This is a genomic window from Kineosporia sp. NBRC 101731, assembly GCF_030269305.1.
GTDB lineage: Bacteria > Actinomycetota > Actinomycetes > Actinomycetales > Kineosporiaceae > Kineosporia.
Genome location: NZ_BSTC01000007.1, coordinates 25,498 through 45,359, shown reverse-complemented (window position 1 = coordinate 45,359; position 19,862 = coordinate 25,498). Strand labels below are relative to the sequence as shown.

Below are 19,862 nucleotides of genomic sequence, written 5' to 3'. Positions count from 1 at the left end.
CTGGTTCTACACCGTGACCGGATCCGCCGGCGACTCGGCCGCGTGACCGTCGGCCAGTTCCTTCTCCGGCAGCAGGAAGGCCAGCACCAGGCCTACCGCGAACAGCGGGATCAGGTAGAGGAACACGGGTGTGAGCGCGTGCTGGTAGGACGCGATCACGGCGTCCTGCGCAGCCTGGGGCAGAGCGTGGACCAGGGCCGGGGTGAGTGCGTCGGTGTTGCCGACGGACTGGGCGGACGAGGCGTCCAGACGGGTGGCGAGCTGGTCGGTGAGCCGGCTGGTGAACACCGCGCCGACCCCGGCGATGCCGAGGGTGGCGCCGATCTCCCGGAAGAAGTTGTTCGAGGAGGTGGCGGTGCCCACGTCGGAGGCCGGGAAGTCGTTCTGCACGGCCAGAACCAGGGTCTGCATCATCAGGCCGAGGCCGGCGCCCAGCACGAAGACGTAGACGCAGATCAGCGCGACGGGGGTGTCGACGCTCAGCGTGGACATCAGCAGGGCCGCCAGCATGACCAGCGCGACGCCGCCGATGGGGTACATCCGGTACTTGCCGGTGCGGCTGATCGCGTTGCCCGAGGGGATGGCCGCGGACATGATGCCGACGACCATCGGGATCAACAGCAGGCCGGACTCGGTGGCGCTGACGCCGTAGACCATCTGCAGGTAGGTGGGCAGATAGCCGATGATCGCGAACATCCCGACGCCGATGACGATCATGCCGATCAGCGTGGCCATGTTGAAGATGCGGCTGCGGAACAGGTAGAGCGGGATCAGCGGGTCGCTGGTGCGGCTCTCCCAGACGAAGAACAGGATCCAGGCCAGCACGCCGCCGATGCCGGTGCCGATGACCAGCGGGTCGGTCCAGTCGTACTCGGTGCCGCCCCAGTCGGCGACCAGCACGGTCGCGGTGACGGCGGCGGCCATCAGCACGAAGCCGATGACGTCGAGCTTGGCGGTGGCCTTGTGCTTGGGTAGCTTCAGCACGATGGCACACACGATCAGCGCCAGGCCGCCCAGCGGCAGGTTGATCCAGAACGCGTAGCGCCAGCCGATGCTGTCGGTGAACCAGCCGCCCAGCAGCGGGCCGGCGACCGAGGACAGACCGAAGACCGCGCCGATCGGCGCCATGTACTTGGCGCGCTGACGGGCCGGCACCAGGTCGGCGATGATCGCCTGTGAGGTGATCATCAGGCCACCGCCGCCCAGGCCCTGGATGCCGCGGCCGATGATGAGCATCGTCATGTCTTGCGAGAGACCGGCAATGGTGGAGCCGACCAGGAAGATCGCGATACCCGACAGGAACAGGGTCTTGCGGCCGACCAGGTCACCGATGCGTCCGTAGACCGGCATGGCGATGGTGGCGGCCAGGATGTACGCGGTGGTCACCCAGGCCATGTGCTGCACGCCCTCGAGCTCACCGACGATCGTGGGCAGCGCGGTGCTGACGATGGTCTGGTCGAGCGCGGACAGCAGCATCGTCAGCATCAGGCCGCTGAAGATGACCCAGAAGTTGGCGGGGACGCTGGTGGGGCCTTCGTAGGACGTTCGGGAGGCTGGGATCGGTTCAGCCATGGGGCAACTCCGGGGGTCTTCGGTGATCGGGCGCGCCGTCGCGCCTAGGGGATGAGAAAGCCGTGCAGCAGCGTGAGCGTGTGCTCGACCTGTATGAGCGGTGAGACCTGCGGGGAGGACTCGGAGGCGGGCCCGTGCGCCCAGCGCTGCAGGCCGGTGCGCATGGCAGCCAAGCCGACGGCCGCGATCAGGGTCGCGGTCTCGTCACCGGGCTCGGCGCCCAGCCGCTGGGCCACGGTGGTGGCGACGAACTGCTCGAACGTGTCGAAACTGGCCAGGAGGGTGGCCAGTACGGACGGATACGCGGCGGCCAGGGCCATCACCTGGCGCAGCTCGTCCCGGTCGGGCTGGTTCAGTTCCAGTTCCCGCAGCAGCAGCCGGGTCAGATCGCGCAGGACCTGGGGCGGATCCTTCTGCGGGGAGGCCAGGAACTGCGCCAGCGCGTCGTCGGGCACGGTGCGCGGCCCGGCGATGACCGCGGCCTCCTTGGTCGGGAAGTAGTTGAAGAACGTGCGCCGCGACACCCCGGCCGCGGCGCTGATCATGTCGACGGTGACGTGGTCGAAGCCGTGCTCGACCGCCAGCCGCAGCGTGGCCAGGTGAATGTCGCGCGCCGTGGCCTTCCGCCGCCGGGAGCGCAGGTCTCCCTCGTTCGCCGTCATGTCCAGCAGTATTGCACACCGTGCAAGTTCTGCATGCTGCGCAGTGCGGGGGCCTTGGCTAGGCTCGGCCTTCGTGACTGGACACACCGCGCACGTCGTCGTCATCGGGGGCGGTATCGCCGGCACCTCCGCCGCGCTGGCCCTGCACAAGGCCGGGATCTCGGTCACCGTGTGCGAGGCACATCCGGGCTCGGCCGGTGACCTCGGCGCGTTCCTCACACTGGCCGGCAACGGGATGCGGGCGCTGGACGCGATCGATGCCGCCACGGTCATCTCCGAGGTGGGCTTCGACCTCACCGAACTGAGCGCCCTGGGCGCCGACGGCGTCCCGCTCACGACCCGCCCGATGGGCGAGCCCGATCATCCGCTGTACCGTTTCCGCTGCCTGCGCTGGAGCGCGCTGACTTCGGCCCTGCAGGCCGAGGCGGTGCGGCGGGGTATCCCTCTGCGGCACGACGCAACGTTTGTTTCGGCCATCCAAGACGCATCGGGCGTCACCGCCTCGTTCGCGGACGGCTCCCGGATCACCGCCGACCTGTTGCTGGGGGCCGACGGGATCAACTCCCGGGTGCGCCGGATCGTCGACCCTCAGGCTGCCACGCCGCGCTACGCCGGGCAGCGGGTCTTCTACGGCTACACCTCCACCGCGCAGCCACCCACGGCGCCGGGCCGGATCACCATGGTGCGGGGTCAGGCCGCCTCGTTCGGTTACGCCGTCTCCCCCGCCGGCGAGACCTTCTGGTTCGCCCGCCAGAGCGCCGCGGCCGTGACCGAAACCGGCCCGGCAACTGCGGCTTTACGCCATGAACTGCTGGAGGCACTGCGATGGGACAGCACCCCCACCGCCGACATCGTCGAGGCCACCGACGACCTCCTGGTGACGAATACCAGCGACCTGCCCGACGTGACCACCTGGTCGCGAGGACGTCTGCTGCTGACCGGCGACGCCGCGCACGCCGCCTCCCCGGCCACCGGCCAGGGCGCGTCGATGGCCTTCGAAGACGCCGTGGTGCTGGCGAAAGCATTGCGCGACAGCGATTCCGTGAACCAGGCCATCACGTTGTTCGAACGTGTGCGGATGCCCCGCACCCAGCGCAACATGGAGGCCAGCGCCGCGATGACCGGCCGCGGCACACCCCCACCCGCGCAGTCCCCCACCTCCCCCACCTCGCAGGACACCGAGCTCCTGCGCCAGATGGACTGGAACGCGCCCCTCACCCCCACCCCCACTTCCTCGTGATCATGCCAAGTGTCCCCAGCGTTCCAGAACTCTCGGCGGGTGTGTTCGAGAACTCCGGGGACACCTTGCATGATCACGATGATGGGGGATGGGTGCAGCCTCAGCCCGCGGCCTGCTCCGGCACCGCGGTGGCCGACTCGAAGTCCAGCGCTCGCGGCCTGCTCAGTCCCGGCACCAGCAGGGTCGCGCCCTGGCTACGGCCGCCGTGGTCGAGTTCGGCCAGGCGCATGCGCTCGATGACGGGTTCGTCGTTGTGGGTGCCGGTGCCGGAGGCGGCCTGGATGTAGGTCACCTCGTGGCCGGGCGGGTAGAACTTCAGTAGATGGTCCCGTAGTTCCGTGACCGTCGTGCTGTGCCGCAGCGTGTGGGTCTGCGGGTCGAGGCCCTCGTGCACCTGGAACATCGGGGCCTGGGGCAGCACCAGGTGGGCGCGGGTGTCGGGGGTGATGCCGAGGGTGACGAAGCTGGTGGCCTCCCACATCGAGAAGCCGTAGAAGGGCTCGAGGTTGAGGTCGGCGAACATCCCGTCGAGGAACGAGACCGCATTGCTGACATGCACCTTCAGGCCGCGTCGGGGAGCCTCCTCAAGGATCCGGTGCGCCACCCAGGTACCGACCATCGCGCTGCCGTAGGTCGCGAAGGCCACCGGCGCATCGGCCTGCGCGGCATCGAGAATCCGATCCAGCCACTCGGAGTACGTGATGCGGCGCTTCTTGTCCGGCCCGTAGTGCACCATCAGGTTCTCCATCTCCGGGATACCGAAACCCGGCGCCCGCAGCGGCGGCACCCCGAACACCCGCGTGCAGTTCTTCAGAATGGCCAGCATCTCCAGGGTGAAGTCGTTGGGCAGCCGGTTACCGTACCCGACCAGGTAGATGTCCGCATCGGGCACGGACATGTCCCACGCGACCTCGATCTCACCGTTGTGCTGCATCACGATTCCCTCTCACTCGATGACAGATCCCGGGCCCAGCTGCGCACCGGGCCCAACGCGACCGGCTGCACGTCGGTGACGTCGACGCTCAGGCGGAAGACCCTCCCGGCCCTCCGGCCGTTCTCCGGGTCGAAGAAACTCAGGCACACGTCCCGGCAGACCTGATCCGCCCGGCCGAAAGGGCTCTCCTCGACGGTCGTGCGGTCCAGGACCAGCCCGAGGGCAGAGGCCTGCGAGAACACCTCCGCTGCCGCGAAGACGCTGGTGGCAGCGAAGTTCAGGGCCCGCTCAGACGCCGTGGCCCCGCGGTTGCGCAGATCGAGGCAGATCCGGTGCAGGAAGTCGCGCAAGGCCGGCACCGTGAGGGCCCCGACCTGATCCACCAGCCCGGCCTGCCCGACGGCTTCGGCCGCCAGAGGGCCCGCCGCCCAGCCGTTCAGATGGCGGGGCAGTTCCAGCTCGATCACCGCAACCATCTGCCCGGAGATCAGTTGCGCCCACCGCCCGGTCGAGCGGGCCGCGACGGCCACCCGCTCCACCTGACCCGCGCCACGGACGAACTGTCCCTCGAGCAGGTCGACGAGCCGCGCATACACCTCCGGCGCAAAGGCGTCGGCCACCTCGACCGCGTACAGCGGAGTCGACTCCAGACTCAGCGTCCAGATCAGCGAACCCGACTGCGTGGGATTGTCCCGCAGATGCCGCACCATCTGCCGGACATCATCCGGCTGGGCCGGGAACAGGGTGCGCCCGGTGCGCACCGCAGCCATCCGCTGGGCGAAAACCTCTTTCCGGGCCACCGTCCCGAAGTCGTACCCGAGGGCGCCGAGGGCGAAAACAGGCTCCACCCCGACCGACTCCACCTCGACCGACTCCACCGAAGCGAGAGTGACCGCGTCCAACGCAGGCTCAACGACGTCCACCATTGACGCCAGCACCTCATGACCGGCGAGCACCCGGCGCAGGGCGCCGCGGATGTCGAGCAACCCCGACAACCCCCGCTCGGGCTCACCGTGACAGCTCGCCGCCGGAAGCGGCCTGGCTGTGGCGATCAGAGCATCGCGCACCGCCAGCGGATCGACGGCCAGACCGTGCCGGCGCTGCAGGCCGATCAGCAGGGCCGCCACTCCGGTGACCACGGGAGTCGAGACGCTGGTGCCCTTCTCGGTGCGCCGGCCACCACCCGGCGTGGCCCCGAGCATGTTGCCACCCGGCGCCACGATGCCGTGGTCACGATATCCAGGCCCGAAATTGCTGAACCGGAACATCCGGCCCTCGTCGTCCACCGCCCCCACCGTCAGCACCGTCGGGATGACCGCCGGAATCTGCTGCAGCTCGCCGTAGTTGTTACCCGCCGGCACCACCACCAGCACCCCGGCCTCCTCGGCCTTGGCCATCGACCGCCGCAGCAGGTCGGCCGCCTCACCCGACGAGGTCGCCAGCACGGGACTGAAGTGGATCACGTGCACCCCGGCATCAAGCAGCGCATCGACTGCGTGCACCAGGTTCAGCGGATCCGCCACCGTCGCCGTGTTCGGCAGGGCCGGCACGATGATCCCCCGGCAACCCGGCGCCACCCCCGGAACCGGCTCGTCTCCCTGCCCGAAAATCTGTGACGCGACGAAGGTTCCGTGCTCAGCCAGTAGTTCGTCCGTCGGGATGGCCGGCAACCAGACCGGTTCGACCACCCTGAGGTCGGCACCGGCGAAGGCCGGATGCCCCAGATCCGGCCGCCCTTCGACCACCCCGATCCGGATCCCGGCATCCCCCCTCGTCGCGGCCCACAGCTCCCGCATCCCGGGAATCTCAGCCAGAGCGGGCACAACTCCCCCTCATGTCAGGACCAGATCCGGCCACGGCGCGTCGCGTCCGGCCCCGGTGCGATAGTCCCTTCTCCCTCACACCGCTCGACCCACATCCCGTAGTCGACCAGACCACTGTCGAGATGGTGATCGGTGATCAGGGCGACCGGGCGCGGGGTGACCGGGCGGCCGATGAAGGACGACGTACGCACCGGTGGTGTCGGTTCCGGCTTGCGGGGTGCCTTGCGGCGAGGAGGATTCATGACACCTTCATCCGCTGGTAGCTGGGATAGGCGAAGTACTGCGGATCGTTGAAATTGGCGCCGTGCATCAGACGCATGCGCATGGCCACCCGCTGCTCCGGGGTACCGTGCTCGACATCGACACAACGGTGCGGCTCCACGAACGACGGCCGGTACACCGGCGCAACCTGCGGCGGGAAAAAGGATTTCGGAATCATCTAGGCCTCCGGCCAGGAACGGACCTCGCCGAGGGTCACCGGCTGCACATCACTCACGTCGATCGTGAACCGGAACACCCGCTTGGCCCGGCGGCTGTTCTCCGGGTCGAAGAACCGCAACCGCACGTCCCAGCAGTCACTGTCCTGCCGCCCGAACGGGCTCTTCTCCACCGCGATCGAGTCCAGCACCTGACCCATCGCCAGAGCACTCGCGAATGTCTGAGCCGCCTGGAACGCATTGGTGGCCGCGAAATTCAGCGCCCGATCCCGAGACGTGGCCCCCAGATTACGCAGGTCGTAATAGATCCGGCTCAGGAAGTCCCGCAGGCTCGTGGCCACCGCCTCCGGCGGCGCGGTCTCACCGGGCTGACTCACCGCGATCTGGGTGGCCCCCGCCACCAGACGGTTGACCTCCCAGCCGTACAGCCCGCGACGCTGCTTCAGGTCCAGCAGCGGAACCACCTGACCGGAGAACAACTTCGCCGTCTGCCCGGACATCACCCCCGGCACGGCCACCCGCTCGATGAAGTCGTCCGCCTCCTGCGCGTCGACCTCCCCGGCCAGCAACCGAATCAGCAGATCGTAGATGTCTGCGGCGTAGGGCCCCGACGGCTCCAGCGCATAGATCGGCGTCAGCTCGAGATTCAGCGTCCAGATCAGCGCATTCGCCTCGGACGGGTTGGCCCGCAGGTGATCGACCATCTGCCGGGCGTCGTACGGGTTCGCCGGAACCGCGACGCCCTCGATCAGCACCGGGGCCATGAGCTGCTTGAACGAGTCCCTGCGGGCCTCGGAACCGAAGTCGTAACCGAGTGTGCCCAGGGCATAGACCAGGTGACTGCCCGGCTCCTCGGGAGCGGCCGACAAGGTGACCTGCGGCACGGAGACCTGCGGCGCCGGGGCCGATGGCGCGGCCGGGCAACCACAATCGTCACCACCGCTGAGAACAACAGACTCCGGTTGCAGGGACGGGATCACAGGAGGGGTCAGGACGACGGGGGCGGAAAGCTCGGTGGTCAAGGCGGTCAGTGCTCCTTCGATATCGAGAACGCCGGCGAGATAGCGCTCGCAGTCTTCGTTTCCGTGGGACTGGCAAGGTCGTGCCGATTCCAGGAGAATCCGGCGCACCCCCAGGGGATCAGGACGCGCCTTCAGGCGCAGTTGCTCGCAGAGCAGCAGAGCGGCCACCCCGGCCACCACCGGAGCGGCCAGGCTGGTGCCGGTACGGCGGGCGGTTCCACCGCCGGGCACGGCGGTCAGGAGGTTCTCACCGGGCGCCATCAGACCTTGTTCCCGGTACGCGGGCCCCCAGTTGCTCATCGGGAGGGGCCGCCCCGACTCGTCCAGGGCACCCACCGCGAGTACCGACGGGAGTGAAGCGGGAACATGCTGGCAGGCACAGCCGTCGTTCCCGGCGGCCGCGATCACGAGCACATTCTCCTGAGCGCACAGCCGCACAGCGCGACCGAGCGGATCGTCGGCCTCACCGCTGGAGCTGAGCTGCCCGCCGCTGATGTTGATCACGTGGGCACCGGACTCCACCGCCAGCTCGATGCCTCTGGCCAGCTCGAGTTGCGAGGTCTTCTCCCTCCGGGCCGAGAAGGCCGGCACCGACAGTCCCCGGCAACCGGGTGCCACCCCGACGACCTGTGTGTCCGGCTGCCCGAAAATGATGCTGGCCACGGCAGTTCCATGGGCGCCCGGCCGACTGTCGGCGGATTCGGCGGCCCAGACGCCGGTCAGCACGTCCAGCCGGGCTCCGGACAGCGCCAGGTGCTCACGGTCGACCGGGCCGTCGATCAGTGCGATGCGGATGCGATCGTCACCGGTCGTTCTGCCACGTAGCCGCGCCAGGCCGGGGATGCGGTTCAGATCGGTCATGCTTTGCTCCGGACGAGGTTGTCCCGGAGCGCCTTCCGGGCCGATGGTCGATCCTTCGCACGCTCCGGGACCAGGTTCATCTACTCGTCGCCCTCACCGGCGAACGGCGGCAGCAGCGGGAGCGGGAAGCCGAACGAGAGGTCGGCCCCGTCCTTGACGCCAGAGGCACCCGAGGGCCTCCGGATCACCGGCGGCGCGAGGCTGGGGGCCACACTCTGGATCAGATCCTTGGGCATGTCTCATCTCCTGACCTGTCGGGAATGGATCGGGGCGGCCCGGAGCGCGCACCGAATCGTGCTGTCATCTTTTGCTTTTGGACGACGTCTGGTTCGGCGCACGCTCCGGGACCGGATCACCTACTCGTCGTCGTCACCGGCGAACGGCGGCAGCAGCGGCGGGCCGAACGGGAACGACAGGCTCGCCCCGGCCTCGGCGACCGAGGTTCCGGCCGGCTTGCGGGTCACCGGGGGAACCAGGTGAGGGGACACGCTGGAGAGCACGTTCTTGGGCATGCGTCTGCTCCTTCTCGTGGTGATGGTGAACCGACCATCCACCGGCCTGCTTTCGGGCAGGCGAAATCCACGGCGGATGGACGTGGTGGGCCGACGGGCCGGGCCGCGCAGGGCCGGCGTCCCTGACGGGAGAGCGTCGGATCAGTGAAGAAGAAATCTTCGGACGGGAACACGTCTCTGAGGGCGCACGAATATCACTGACAGCCCCCGTTTCTGGAGAGACGACCCGTTCCCGACTACGGATGCAACGCTAACATTGACCGAGGGTGATCGGGAACATTCCCGCGCAACTTTTGCGGGCAACCCTGATACCGGCCCCTCCAGGTGCATCGGACAGTGAAATCATGCTCCTGATAACAAGTTCAAGAATCACCGGCACGCCGTCCACCGTTGGCCACGTGCGTCTCCTGTCGTCACTCAGCGATACCGACCAGTCGCCTGACGGGTAATTGAAGCTGACGAAACAGAGCGTTCAGGCTGACAGTTCCATCACCGGCGACAGCACCGGGTTCGCCCGGGCCGCCTCGGCCAGGGCCTGACGGAAGGCTTCGACCAGACGGTGTTTCGAACGGCCGGAACGGACCGCGGTGAACAGGGTGCGATGCGGATCGCCGGGCAACGACACCAGTTGGGCACCCTCCAGATGAGCCGCCCCGACCAGCGAGGGAATGAAGGCCGCGGCGTGCCCGAGCCGCACCAGGTGGGCGTGCAGCAACGGGTCCGGGCTCTCGAAGCGCACTTTCGCCTCGAAACCCGAACGTCGGCAGAGCGCGTCGGCCCAGCGGCGGGCCGGGCTGTTGTGCGGGTCGAGAGCCCACGACATCTCCGAGAGGTCGGACAGCCGCACCGGCCGCACACTGTGCGGGCCTTCCCCCGGCAGGGCCAGGCGCAGCGCGTCCCGGGTGAAGTCCTCACGGTCGATACCCGAACGGATGGGCTCGGGCTGCCCGGGGTACTCCTCCCCCAGGATCAGGTCGAACTCGTGGGCCAGCAGCCCTTCGTAGGCCGGGCCGACCTCGCGCTGGGTGATCTCCACGTCCATCCCCGGGTGCTTCTGGGCCAGCACACTCAGGGCCACCGGCAGGATGCTCAGCAGCACGGTCTGGAACGAGGCCACCCGCAACGTGCCGTGGATCTCCGGCTGGGCGGCCGACAGCTCCGCCTCGGCCAACTCCAGCTGCTCCAGGATCACCTGGGTGTGCTTGACCAGGGTGAGCGCCTCGTCGGTCAGGCGCACCCGCCGACCGACCTTCTCCAGCAGGGGTACCCCGGCCTCGCGCTCCAGTTGCGACAGCTGCTGCGAGATCGCCGACGGCGTGTACGAGAGCACCCGGGCAACCTCCGCCAATGTTCCCGAACGGTTCAATTCGTACAGGATGCGCAAGCGGGACAGGTTGAGCACGGGCATCCGTTCGTAAGCTGTTCTAACGCTTTATGGTCAAGAGCGTTCACTAGACTAAATGAACACTCCACCTCCATGCTGGAAACATGCCCGCAACATCCTCGACCGGCCCCCGTGCGTCCAGTCCCGCCCTGTTCTTCATCGTCGGTTCCTGCTTCTCCCTGCAGTTCGGTGCCGCGTTCGCCGCGAAACTCTTCCCCGAACTCGGCAGCTGGGGCACCACCGTGCTCCGCCTGGGCATCGCGTCACTGATTCTGCTGGCCTTCACCCAGCCGGCGGTGCGCAGCTGGAGCCGCACCCAGTGGCGCGCCACCCTGGCGCTGGGGCTCTCCCTCGCGGGCATGAATGGCTTCTTCTACGCCGCACTCGAGCGCATTCCGCTCGGAACCGCCGTCGCCATCGAGTTTCTCGGTCCGCTGATGCTGTCCGCCGTCCTGAGCCGCAAGGCCCGGGAGCTCGCCTGGGTCGCCCTGGCCCTGGCCGGCATGGCCCTGCTCGCGATCGAGAGCTTCACCACCGCACATTCCCTCGACCCGATCGGCGTGCTGTTCGCCTTGATCGCAGCCGGCTTCTGGGCGCTCTACATCCAGACCGGCTCCCGGGTGGGCATTCTCGTGCCCGGCACCGGCGGCCTGGCCGTTGCGCTGGCCATGGCCACGATCGTGGTCGCACCGATGGGCCTGCACGGCGCCCTGAACGTGGTCGGCTCGCCGCACCTGCTGGCCGTCGGGGCCGCCACCGCACTGCTCGCCTCGGTGATCCCCTACACGCTGGAAATGGCCGCCATGCGCCGGATCCCGCGCAATCTTTTCGGCATCCTGCTGAGCCTGGAGCCCGTCGCCGCCACCCTCGTCGGATGGCTGCTGCTGAGCCAGACCCCCGGCCCGCTGCGCCTGGTCGCCGTCGGCCTGGTCGTAGCCGCCAGCATCGGCTCCAGTATCGGCGCCGCCCGCGCGGCCCAGGCCGAGAACGCCCCGCGGGCCGACGACCGGGTACTCGTACCGGCCTGAGACCGCCCGCCCTCTTCTTCGTCCGTGATCATGCCGACGTTCCCCGGGAGAGTGGGAGCACCTCCCGGCCGAAGACTGGAGGATTGCCTGATCACGCACCGGCGGAGGGCGACCTCCATCAGCTGAACGCGACGAGCGCCAGGGTCACGATCGCCGGGACGAACTGGCCCACCGCGGACTTCAGATACTGGCGGCCCGTGCTCATCAGCACCGAACCGGCCACCGCCATGCAGGCCGTCCCGAAGATCACCAGCGTCTTACCCACGATCAGCGCGTCGCCGTCACGCGTCAGCAGCACCAGGCCGACGGCGACCCCGATGGCCAGCGCCAGATTGTAGAAGCCCTGGTTGTAGGCCATCGGCCGGATGGTCTCGGCCTCCTGCTGGGTGGCGATGTTGAACCGGGCGAACACCGCCGGGCGCGTCCACAGCACGCTCTCCAGCACGAATGCCGCCACATGGAACAGCACCGCGAGGATGCCCACCACCGTCGCCGCGATCAGCACGTCTAGTCTCCCACTTCCGTCGCGCGGCCCCGGCCGCACGCCTGCCCGCCCTCATTCCGAACCGATCGGTCCGAGTTGATACTCTGGACCGATCGGTTCGGAATGTCAACAAGGAGGGGTCATGGCCCGCACGAAGGAGTTCGACGACCTCACCGCGGTGACAGCCGCACGCGACGTGTTCTGGGAACGCGGCTACGGCCCGACCTCGCTCGCCCAATTGATGGCCGCGACCGGGCTGAGCAAGTCCAGCCTCTACGAGACGTACGGCAGCAAGCGCGATCTGTTCACCCGCGCCGCCGAGAACTACCTCGACCTGATCATCACCCCACGCCTGGCCCCGCTCGAAGCCCCGGGCGCCGGACGGGACGAGCTCGTCACGTACTTCACCGACCTGGAAGCCTTCTTCACGAAGGCCCCCGCCCGGATCGCCCGACGCGGATGCCTGATGCTGAACACCGCGATGGACCTCAACGACCTGGACGCCGAGGCCGGCCAGCTCGTGAGTGGTTACCGGGAGCGCGTGTTCGCGGCCTTTCGGGCGGCCATCAGCACCCTCGGCCGAGCGGATGCCGAACGACGGGCCCAGATCCTCACCGCCTCACAGATCGGACTGATGGTGACGTCTCGCCTGGATCCGGCCGCCGCCGCGCAACTGGCGCAGGCACTGGCCGACGACGTCCGGGCCTGGTGACCGGGTTCGGGATCAGCCGCGGCGAACTCGCACCGTAGCGATCGATCGCTCCAGACCCTCCACCAGCGGAACGAGTTTCAGACGATCATCGGGCCCCAGGGCTTCGTCCAGATGGTTCTCGAGGACTTCCCAGACCTGGGCGATGCGAGGCCGCAGCGCGTGGCCGGCCTCGGTGAGAGACACCACCATGGCCCGCCGGTCGCGTGGGTCGGGGCGCCGGGCCAGCAAGCCGGCCTCTTCCATGCGCCGGATACTGCGCGAGACGGTGGAGTGGTCCAGCCCGATGGACTGCTGCAAAGAGGTCTGGCTCTGCTCGTCCCGGTCGAACAGGCGCATGAGAATCAGTTCCTGACCGGGATAGAGCCCTAGCTCCAGCAGGAGTTCTGCGGTCAGCCCGTGCAGGGTGCGCGAGAGCGCCAGCAGGGCGAAGCCCAGGGGCGCACGCTCAACCAGCGTCGGCCGGTCCCCGAGAAGCCGCGCGAAATCGTCATCCATGATCGTCCTCCTGACTCGGCGGCATCCTATGTGATGACAGCCACGTTGAGTTATGTGGCTAGCCCTGTATTTACTGGGCCGGCCACATAACCATCGAAGGAGTCATCAGCATCATGAAGGCGATCCAGATGAGTACCCCCGGCTCCCCCGACCTGTTGCGCCTGGTCGACCTGCCCGACCCCGTCCCCGAACCGGGCCAGGCCCTGGTCCGGGTACAGGCCGCGGCGGTGAACTTCATGGACCTGCTACGGGTCAAGGGCCTGCCGTTCGACATCCCGACCCCCCTGCCGTTCACGCCGGGCGCCGAGGTCGCCGGTACGGTCGTCGCCCTCGGACCGGGCGTCGAGAACGTGAAGGTCGGTGACCGGGTGTTCGGCCTGACCGGTCAGCTCGCCGACGGGGGCTGGGCCGAGCTGGCGCTCGCCGGCGCCCAGGGGCTCATGCCCGTTCCCGAGGGTGTGAGTCTCGATCAGGCCACCGGCCTGACCGTGGTCGGCGCCGGTGCTGCCGTTCTGCTGATTGCCGCCGCCGCGGTGAAGCCGGGCGAAACCGTCTTCGTCCCCGCCGCCGCAGGGGGGTTTCGGCAGCTACGCCGTGCAGATCGCCAAGGCGCTGGGCGCCACCGTGATCGCCGGCGCGAGCACACCGGAGAAGCGGAAGATCGCTCAGGAGCTCGGCGCCGACCACACCGTGGACTACCGGGCCGCCGACTGGGCCACCCAGGTGATGGGCCTGACCGGAGACCAGGGTGTCGACGTGGTCCTGGAGGCGATGGGCCCGGGACACGTCGGTGAGAGCCTGTCGATCCTGGCGCCGTTCGGTCGTCTCTACACCTACGGCACCATCACCGCCACGGTCACCGGTTCGGACCAGCCGGTGGACGCCGATGCCGTGGCCCGGGTGCTCTTCAACCCGGCACCGGGCCAGTCCCTGGTCGGCTTCAACGCCGTGACCTGGCTGACCCTGCGCCCCCAGCAGTCGTTCGCTGCGGTCGGCCAACTGCTGGGCTGGCTCGCTGACGGCACCGTGGGCGGCCCACGGGTCACCACCCTGCCGTTGGCCGAGGCCAGTTCCGCCCTGTCGCTGCTGGACCGCGGCGAGAACATCGGCAAGATCGTCCTGGTGCCCTGACCGGCCCCCGTCCACGATCGGCCGGCCCTCCCCCGAGGGCCGGCCAGGCTCCGGCTCTACGACATGATGCCTTCGTGACCTCGCCCGACTCTGCCCTCGACCACCTGCGCACCGAACTGCGGCGCCGACTCGCGTCCGGCGATCTGGACCACGTCGAGCTCACCGCCGCGACCGGGCCGGCGTTGCGGGTAGACGTCGTCCAGGCCGGTCAGCTCTTCTTCTGGATCACGGTCATCGCCACCACCGACGCCGAGTTCGACCTGGCCTCGGGCGCGCGGGCCGCCATGCGCTCGTTCCCCTGGACGATGCCGTTCAAGCCGAAGCTCGAGCGCCGTCAGGCCTCCCTGCCCGTGCTGTGCCGGTGGCAGCGGGCCTACGTCGACGACACCGCCGACCTATGTGTCACACTGCTGGACAAGCACTTCCGGGTTCCACTCGACACCGTGAAGATCTCCGGCCCGGTGCCGGCGGACATCTCCACAGACGTCGGACCGCCCCCGCCGACCGCAGCCAAGCAGCAGAAGATCTGGCTGCGCGACATCACCGCTTGGTTCATGCGCACCCGAACCTAGGGCCCTGGCCCGGAACACCCCACCTCACGAGGACGAGGTGTTTGGCGTAACCGTAGGAGCCGTGGTCGATGGGGTACTTGCCGGGACCGGTTCGCCGAGGGGGCCGGCGTCACAGATCTGGGTCACCTGGGCCTGGGTGCGATTGATCCAGCCGGCCACCTCGGTGACACCCTTCCACCGTCCACCAGCATCGCGCTTCACATGGCGGCGCACGAACCCGTCGCGGATCTGGGTCGCGGCCCGGCGCCGGGCCTGGGTCGCGATGATCGCGCCGGCCACCGTGAAATACCGCTCGCGGGTGTGGTCCACGTCGGTGTCCAGAGCGATCCCCCGCTGCGCGGCCAGTGTTGCCAGGGCCCGGTCGTCCATGGCTTTCAGCTCGCCGGGCGGGGCCAGGGCCTGGGTGCGGGCGGCGAAGAACTCATCGGGCTGCCAGTGCCCGGCCTTCTGCAGGCCCCGTCGCGCACCGGGGTCGAAGCAGACCAGCGCCCAGGCCAGATTCGCGCGCTCCTGTTTCAGCGCGGTCAGCCGAGTGTCGGCCTCGTCCACCAGACCGGCGGCCAGCTTCAGCCGGGCCGGAACCTCCGCCGGGGTGGCCGGGCCGTTCAGCTGACGTTCGACCCAGGCCTGCTCCTTGGCCGCGATCTCCTCGCCATCAGGAATCTGCAGGCCGGAACGGGTCTGAGCGGCCCCGCCGCTCCCCGCCTTCGGTGGCGCCGGAGGCAACGGGAGCTTGCGCAGCTCGGCCGCATGATCGCGCCGCAGCTCGCGCCCCTGCTTACGCCGGTTGGAGACCGTCTGCCGCGAGACCCCCATCAGACCGGCGAGGACCTCGACGCCCCAACCAGCATCATCGATGAGCGCAGCGATGTAGGCACTCATCACGGAGGTCTGGGCGCGATCGGTCTGCATGTCCCGGAGGTGCCGCACCACGTCCTGCGACTCGTCGTTCATGAGGCGAGCCTAGGGCCTGTCTTATGTCTCACGCCGTGAGCTGCGGAGGTGCCCGGTGTTCATCGGGGCGTCGCCGGTGGGCCGGGACGTTTCATGATGCCGGAGTCACGGCGCCCCGCACGATCTTGCCGTCCACGACCCGGCGCGGCATCGAGAACGACCCTTCGCCGTCTGTATCGGCCCGCTCTCCGCTAGATGCACTCTTGGTCAGGGGTATTCATGTCAGGAGCCAGGTGACAGGGGCCAGGAAGGTCCCGTCGAGATCCTCGATTCGGTCAACGATGGCCTGAACGGTCACCACTCCGGCCGTCACCGTGCATCCCGCGACTGTCGGCACTCTCCCCACGGAAACCGGGGCAACCGGAATCTCGACTTGCGCCGCACTTCCACGAGCTATCGCCCGGTCAACCTCAGCCCGGATCCACCGACCGGCCGTCGGTTCAGGTTTTCTGGTGATCGACCAGGTGCACCGCGTCGGCCGCCTGGATTGCCCCAGGACGGTCGCCGTCAAGGACCTGCAGAAAGGCCAGCACCGCTGGACGATCCACCTGTGCACATGGATCGGAACCGGGCCGGTGCATGAGCCCGCCGACATGCGCCGGCTGGGGGCGGACCTCGCGCGCCTGCACGCAGCCATGAGCGAACCGGGGATGGACTTCAGTGACAGACCCTTGAGCTTCCAGCGCCCGGCCCTTGCACTGCCCGCTCAGCCGGCACCAGCCTGGTGGACAGCACGCGAGCTCTCGCAGGACCGCATCCTTGCCTGCCAATCGCCCCAGAACACCGTGCTACCCGTGCGGTCGCCTCACGGGGACATGCACTGGGGCAACATCGTTCAGGCCAGCACGGGAGGGTTCGCCTTCATCGACTTCGACAAGGTCATGTCAGCGCCACCGATGTTTGATCTGGCCAAGCTCATCGTGACCAGCATGTTCCAGCTCGACGACCCGGTTCAGTTCCAGTCCCGCCGGACCAGGGACTTGCTGAAGAACTACGCATCCGTGCGGGAACTGTCACCGGCCGCGCTGAGACCATCGCCAGCTGGTGGATCACCCGCCACCACCGCGACCAGCATGACCCACTCGGAATCCGATCTACAACCATCGACTGCGCAGAACAGGACATCTGAGCGGCGCCGTCGTGACTTCCTCAGGGGCTGGCCGAACGCATGCCAGGGTCAGCGGCCACGACAGCCGGCCTTCACCCCGGACCTTGGACACGCTGAACCCGGCATGATGCTGAAGGAATCGAGATGGTCCTCTCGTGGCACGTAAGTCGTATTCAAAGGAGTTCCGTCATCAGGCGGTGGACCTGTACCGGTCCACGCGCGGCGGGACGGTCCAGGGCATCGCCGCTGATCTGGGAATCGGCCGGGACGCCCTGATCGACGTAAGGGTCTTCACCCAGCGCAGTTTCGGCCAGATCCAGCACGTCAATTCCGGACGCGGTGACCTGCAGAATCCTCGGCCTCTGCCCGAGAAGCGCTGAAAAGTGGCTCCAGCATCTCGTCCCGCGACGGGACCGGGACCGGGCCCACTACGCGGCCCAGAGGCGATTGTTAGGTGAGCTTCGAGCAAGGCCATCCGGTGCGCGCTCTCCCCCTCAAGGTCGGATACGAGACGGACGACGTCTCACGCATGGGCAGCTCTCTGGGATCCGATGCGCGACGGATTCCGGCACAGCACAATCCCGGCCATGTCGAGGAATCTGCTCAGGGCTACGGATCGGACCAGCCCCGACAGGAGTCCAGCGATGAAGCATCTTTGAGCCAGGGCTTGCCCGATGATGGATCGACGACGCGCGAGACCCACGACCCTGCGCTGACGTCCCGGTTGCATGAACAGGTGTTTCAGGCACTCCAGGACGTGGTGATCGTGACCGATCTGTCCGGCCGGGTGGTGGACTGCAACCGGGCGGCAGAGAAGATGCTCGGTGTCGACCGGGCCTCGATGCTCGGTCTGACCTATCACCAGGTCTGGGCTGCTGGTGAGGACCGTTGGCGGTCCAGCAGCAGTCACGCAGCCTCTATTGCGGAGCCGGTGTCCGAGCCCATCATGATGCAGGCCCTGTCCGAACACGGTTCATGGTCGGGAGACGTGCCCCTGCCAGGGGCGACCGGGGGGATCGGCGCCGCGCAAGTCATCCCGGTCAAGGACGAGAACGGCCGCTTGGTCGGATACGCCGGCATCATCCGCGATGTCACAGCCAAACGGGTCACGGCCACCGAACTGGCCCGTGCCGAACAGCGGTGGCGCACGATGCTCGACGTAGCTCCGACCGGCCTGGCGCTGGTCACCCTGGAAGGCCGCTTTGAACGGGTCAACAAGGCCCTGTGCCGGATTGTGGGTTACCCGGCCGAACAGCTGCTCCAGATGACATTTCAGCAGATCACCCACCCTGACGATCTGGCCGACGACATCAATCTGGTGCACCGCCTCCTGGCCGGCGAAATAGAGCATTACACCCTGGAAAAGCGCTACCGGCATGCCCTCGGGCACGCGGTCTGGGTGCAGCTCTCGGTCGCGCTGATCCGGGACGGCGAAACGGGGCGACCCGAGCAATTCGTTACGGCCATCGAGAACATCACCGCACGACGCCAAGCCCACGACCGGCTTCATGCGATCATCGCGGGGGCCAACGACGCCTTCATCGGCATCGCACCGGCCGGGTACGTGACCGAGTGGAATGCCGCTGCGGAGAAACTATTCGGCTACACCCGCGCCGAGGCCTACGGCCACACACTCACCGAGCTGATCATCCCGCCCGACCTGCGCGAAGCCCACCACCAGGGACTGGAGCGCCTGCGCCGCGGAGGACCTCCTCGAATCCTGGCACAGAGCATGGAGGTTCAGGGCCAGGCCAAAGATGGGCATCTCATTCCCGTGGAACTGACGATCTGGCGTGCAGACGGCGCTCGCGGTGCCAGCCTGGAAGGCGTTGACGGAGAGTTCTACGCGTTCGTCCGGGACACCACCGAACGCAACCGCGCCGTCCAGCAGCAGGCCGCTATCGCCGCCGCCCAGCTCGCGATCGCCGAGGTCGAGCTGTCCCCGCAGAAAGTCATGCACGAAATCTGTACGCACGCCGAGGCTCTGACCGGTGCCGACGGTGCCTGCGTCGAGACCATTGACGGCGATGACCTGGTCTACCAGTTCAGCACGGGCGCGGCCGAACAGTACCGGGGCCTGCGCCTGCCGATCGCCTCCAGCTTGTCCGGGCTGGCTGTGATCACCAAGGAGACGCTGTGGTGCAATGACACCCGTTCAGATCCGCGCGTCCACGCGAAAACCGCTCTCTGGACAGGTGAGCGCTCGATCGTCGTCATTCCCTTGCGCAGTGGTGACCAGATTCATGGCGTGCTGAAAATTAATTCCCGCCGGGCGGGCGCCTTCACCGAGCAGGACTGCGTCACTCTCAGTCTTCTGGCTGCGCCCTTCGGGGCTGCCCTGGCCAACGCATGGCAATTGGAAACCACTGCCACGCAGGCCGTCACCGATACCCTCACCGGGCTGGGTAACCGTAGCTACGGCCTGCGCGAACTGGACCGCGCGCTTCTGCGTCAGGGTCGGCGGGGTGGGCACATTGCCGTCATGTTCATCGACCTCGACCATTTCAAACCGGTCAACGACATCCACGGGCACAACGCCGGTGACCAGGTCCTTCAAGCTGTTGCCGGTAAACTACGTTCGGCAGTGCGGCGAACCGACACCTGCGCCCGCTACGGCGGTGACGAGTTCCTCGTCGTCAGCGAAGACGTCACCAGCAGCGACGAGGCCATCCTCATCGCCGAGCGCCTCATTCACCTCATCGCCGGCCCCTACCCACTCGGGAACACCCCGACCACCGGTAGCCGGGACGAGACAGAAATGCCGCCCCCGCAACCCGTCATTGGAGCCAGCATCGGCATTGCTGTGTCCGCCGCTACCTCAACCGCAAGTCAGCTGCTACAGGCGGCCGACGAAGCCATGTACGAGGCTAAACGCAGCAGCGGCAACACCTACGCCCTCCGCAAGCTCTAGCACCGCCTAGCAGCGCCAAG

The 19,862-nt window shown here is 67.9% G+C and carries 20 protein-coding genes and 2 pseudogenes; 9 read left to right on the top strand and 13 right to left on the bottom strand.

Annotated elements, in window-relative coordinates:
• Positions 1–6: 6 nt before the first annotated feature.
• Complete coding sequence (locus QSK05_RS20245) at positions 7–1,572, bottom strand: MDR family MFS transporter (RefSeq protein WP_285598824.1); 1,566 nt, start codon at positions 1,570–1,572, stop codon at positions 7–9.
• Positions 1,573–1,616: 44 nt separating this feature from the next.
• Positions 1,617–2,234, bottom strand: coding sequence for a TetR family transcriptional regulator (locus QSK05_RS20240; protein WP_285598823.1), 618 nt, complete (start codon positions 2,232–2,234; stop codon positions 1,617–1,619).
• Positions 2,235–2,307: 73 nt separating this feature from the next.
• Here QSK05_RS20240 and QSK05_RS20235 point away from each other — a divergent pair, with 73 nt between their 5' ends.
• Positions 2,308–3,474, top strand: a complete 1,167-nt coding sequence (locus QSK05_RS20235) for an FAD-dependent oxidoreductase (RefSeq protein WP_285598822.1) — start codon at positions 2,308–2,310, stop codon at positions 3,472–3,474.
• A 100-nt stretch (positions 3,475–3,574) separates the two neighbouring features.
• On the opposite strand, the gene QSK05_RS20230 is transcribed toward QSK05_RS20235, so the two are convergent.
• From QSK05_RS20230 to QSK05_RS20195, 8 genes are all read right to left on the bottom strand, one after another.
• Positions 3,575–4,408, bottom strand: coding sequence for an SAM-dependent methyltransferase (locus QSK05_RS20230; RefSeq protein ID WP_285598821.1), 834 nt, complete (start codon positions 4,406–4,408; stop codon positions 3,575–3,577).
• On the bottom strand, positions 4,408–6,231 hold the full coding sequence (locus QSK05_RS20225) for a cyanobactin maturation protease PatG family protein (protein ID WP_285598820.1): 1,824 nt from the start codon (positions 6,229–6,231) through the stop codon (positions 4,408–4,410). Before QSK05_RS20225 ends, QSK05_RS20230 begins: the two co-directional genes overlap by 1 nt.
• Before the next feature lie 14 nt (positions 6,232–6,245).
• Entirely contained in the window at positions 6,246–6,473 is a 228-nt protein-coding gene (locus QSK05_RS20220; protein ID WP_285598819.1) for a hypothetical protein, read from the bottom strand.
• Positions 6,470–6,670, bottom strand: coding sequence for a cyanobactin biosynthesis system PatB/AcyB/McaB family protein (locus QSK05_RS20215; protein WP_285598818.1), 201 nt, complete (start codon positions 6,668–6,670; stop codon positions 6,470–6,472). The genes QSK05_RS20220 and QSK05_RS20215 overlap by 4 nt, the downstream gene beginning before the upstream one ends.
• Complete coding sequence (locus tag QSK05_RS20210; RefSeq protein ID WP_285598817.1) at positions 6,671–8,551, bottom strand: PatA/PatG family cyanobactin maturation protease; 1,881 nt, start codon at positions 8,549–8,551, stop codon at positions 6,671–6,673.
• A gap of 80 nt (positions 8,552–8,631) precedes the next feature.
• Positions 8,632–8,787: a hypothetical protein gene (locus tag QSK05_RS20205; protein WP_285598816.1), complete on the bottom strand. Its 156-nt coding sequence runs from the start codon at positions 8,785–8,787 to the stop codon at positions 8,632–8,634.
• A 120-nt stretch (positions 8,788–8,907) separates the two neighbouring features.
• Positions 8,908–9,063, bottom strand: a complete 156-nt coding sequence (locus QSK05_RS20200) for a hypothetical protein (RefSeq protein ID WP_285598815.1) — start codon at positions 9,061–9,063, stop codon at positions 8,908–8,910.
• Positions 9,064–9,535: 472 nt separating this feature from the next.
• A complete protein-coding gene (locus QSK05_RS20195) occupies positions 9,536–10,465 on the bottom strand; it encodes a LysR family transcriptional regulator (protein WP_502879798.1) in 930 nt (309 codons plus the stop codon).
• Between the two features lie 86 nt (positions 10,466–10,551).
• Here QSK05_RS20195 and QSK05_RS20190 point away from each other — a divergent pair, with 86 nt between their 5' ends.
• Positions 10,552–11,475, top strand: a complete 924-nt coding sequence (locus QSK05_RS20190; protein WP_285598813.1) for an EamA family transporter — start codon at positions 10,552–10,554, stop codon at positions 11,473–11,475.
• A gap of 118 nt (positions 11,476–11,593) precedes the next feature.
• Here the strand turns inward: QSK05_RS20190 and QSK05_RS20185 are convergent, their stop codons facing one another.
• Positions 11,594–11,980: a DUF1304 domain-containing protein gene (locus tag QSK05_RS20185; protein WP_285598812.1), complete on the bottom strand. Its 387-nt coding sequence runs from the start codon at positions 11,978–11,980 to the stop codon at positions 11,594–11,596.
• 121 nt (positions 11,981–12,101) lie between these two features.
• On the opposite strand from QSK05_RS20185, the gene QSK05_RS20180 reads away from it, so the two are divergent.
• The gene (locus tag QSK05_RS20180; protein WP_285598811.1) at positions 12,102–12,671 is read left to right on the top strand and encodes a TetR/AcrR family transcriptional regulator; all 570 of its coding nucleotides are present in this window, start codon (positions 12,102–12,104) and stop codon (positions 12,669–12,671) included.
• A gap of 12 nt (positions 12,672–12,683) precedes the next feature.
• Here QSK05_RS20180 and QSK05_RS20175 read toward each other — a convergent pair whose 3' ends face one another.
• Positions 12,684–13,166, bottom strand: a complete 483-nt coding sequence (locus QSK05_RS20175; RefSeq protein ID WP_285598810.1) for a MarR family winged helix-turn-helix transcriptional regulator — start codon at positions 13,164–13,166, stop codon at positions 12,684–12,686.
• A gap of 113 nt (positions 13,167–13,279) precedes the next feature.
• Between QSK05_RS20175 and QSK05_RS36395 the strand changes: the two are divergent.
• From QSK05_RS36395 to QSK05_RS20165, 3 genes and pseudogenes are all read left to right on the top strand, one after another.
• Positions 13,280–13,609 (top strand): annotated as a pseudogene (locus tag QSK05_RS36395) (alcohol dehydrogenase catalytic domain-containing protein); the annotation flags it as partial.
• 148 nt (positions 13,610–13,757) lie between these two features.
• Positions 13,758–14,297, top strand: a pseudogene (locus QSK05_RS20170) (quinone oxidoreductase family protein); the annotation flags it as partial.
• A gap of 74 nt (positions 14,298–14,371) precedes the next feature.
• Positions 14,372–14,869 (top strand): hypothetical protein, encoded by a 498-nt coding sequence (locus tag QSK05_RS20165; RefSeq protein ID WP_285598809.1) that lies wholly within the window; start codon positions 14,372–14,374, stop codon positions 14,867–14,869.
• A 24-nt stretch (positions 14,870–14,893) separates the two neighbouring features.
• Here QSK05_RS20165 and QSK05_RS20160 read toward each other — a convergent pair whose 3' ends face one another.
• Positions 14,894–15,823, bottom strand: a complete 930-nt coding sequence (locus QSK05_RS20160) for a hypothetical protein (RefSeq protein WP_285598808.1) — start codon at positions 15,821–15,823, stop codon at positions 14,894–14,896.
• 452 nt (positions 15,824–16,275) lie between these two features.
• Between QSK05_RS20160 and QSK05_RS20155 the strand changes: the two genes are divergently transcribed.
• From QSK05_RS20155 to QSK05_RS20145, 3 genes are all read left to right on the top strand, one after another.
• Positions 16,276–17,097, top strand: a complete 822-nt coding sequence (locus QSK05_RS20155; protein WP_285598807.1) for a phosphotransferase enzyme family protein — start codon at positions 16,276–16,278, stop codon at positions 17,095–17,097.
• Positions 17,087–17,311, top strand: a complete 225-nt coding sequence (locus tag QSK05_RS36655) for a transposase (protein WP_502879792.1) — start codon at positions 17,087–17,089, stop codon at positions 17,309–17,311. The genes QSK05_RS20155 and QSK05_RS36655 overlap by 11 nt, the downstream gene beginning before the upstream one ends.
• Before the next feature lie 74 nt (positions 17,312–17,385).
• On the top strand, positions 17,386–19,842 hold the full coding sequence (locus tag QSK05_RS20145) for a bifunctional diguanylate cyclase/phosphodiesterase (RefSeq protein ID WP_285598806.1): 2,457 nt from the start codon (positions 17,386–17,388) through the stop codon (positions 19,840–19,842).
• Positions 19,843–19,862 lie beyond the last annotated feature (20 nt).

Bases quoted from the DNA above. Each gene is read 5' to 3' on its own strand.
- QSK05_RS20230 (WP_285598821.1), bottom strand. From the start codon at position 4,408: ATGCAGCACAACGGTGAGATCGAGGTCGCGTGGGACATGTCCGTGCCC.
- QSK05_RS20200 (WP_285598815.1), bottom strand. From the start codon at position 9,063: ATGCCCAAGAACGTGCTCTCCAGCGTGTCCCCTCACCTGGTTCCCCCG.
- QSK05_RS20245 (WP_285598824.1), bottom strand. From the start codon at position 1,572: ATGGCTGAACCGATCCCAGCCTCCCGAACGTCCTACGAAGGCCCCACC.
- QSK05_RS20160 (WP_285598808.1), bottom strand. From the start codon at position 15,823: ATGAACGACGAGTCGCAGGACGTGGTGCGGCACCTCCGGGACATGCAG.
- QSK05_RS20220 (WP_285598819.1), bottom strand. From the start codon at position 6,473: ATGAATCCTCCTCGCCGCAAGGCACCCCGCAAGCCGGAACCGACACCA.
- QSK05_RS20205 (WP_285598816.1), bottom strand. From the start codon at position 8,787: ATGCCCAAGGATCTGATCCAGAGTGTGGCCCCCAGCCTCGCGCCGCCG.
- QSK05_RS20190 (WP_285598813.1), top strand. From the start codon at position 10,552: ATGCCCGCAACATCCTCGACCGGCCCCCGTGCGTCCAGTCCCGCCCTG.
- QSK05_RS20210 (WP_285598817.1), bottom strand. From the start codon at position 8,551: ATGACCGATCTGAACCGCATCCCCGGCCTGGCGCGGCTACGTGGCAGA.
- QSK05_RS20240 (WP_285598823.1), bottom strand. From the start codon at position 2,234: ATGACGGCGAACGAGGGAGACCTGCGCTCCCGGCGGCGGAAGGCCACG.
- QSK05_RS20180 (WP_285598811.1), top strand. From the start codon at position 12,102: ATGGCCCGCACGAAGGAGTTCGACGACCTCACCGCGGTGACAGCCGCA.
- QSK05_RS20215 (WP_285598818.1), bottom strand. From the start codon at position 6,670: ATGATTCCGAAATCCTTTTTCCCGCCGCAGGTTGCGCCGGTGTACCGG.
- QSK05_RS20175 (WP_285598810.1), bottom strand. From the start codon at position 13,166: ATGGATGACGATTTCGCGCGGCTTCTCGGGGACCGGCCGACGCTGGTT.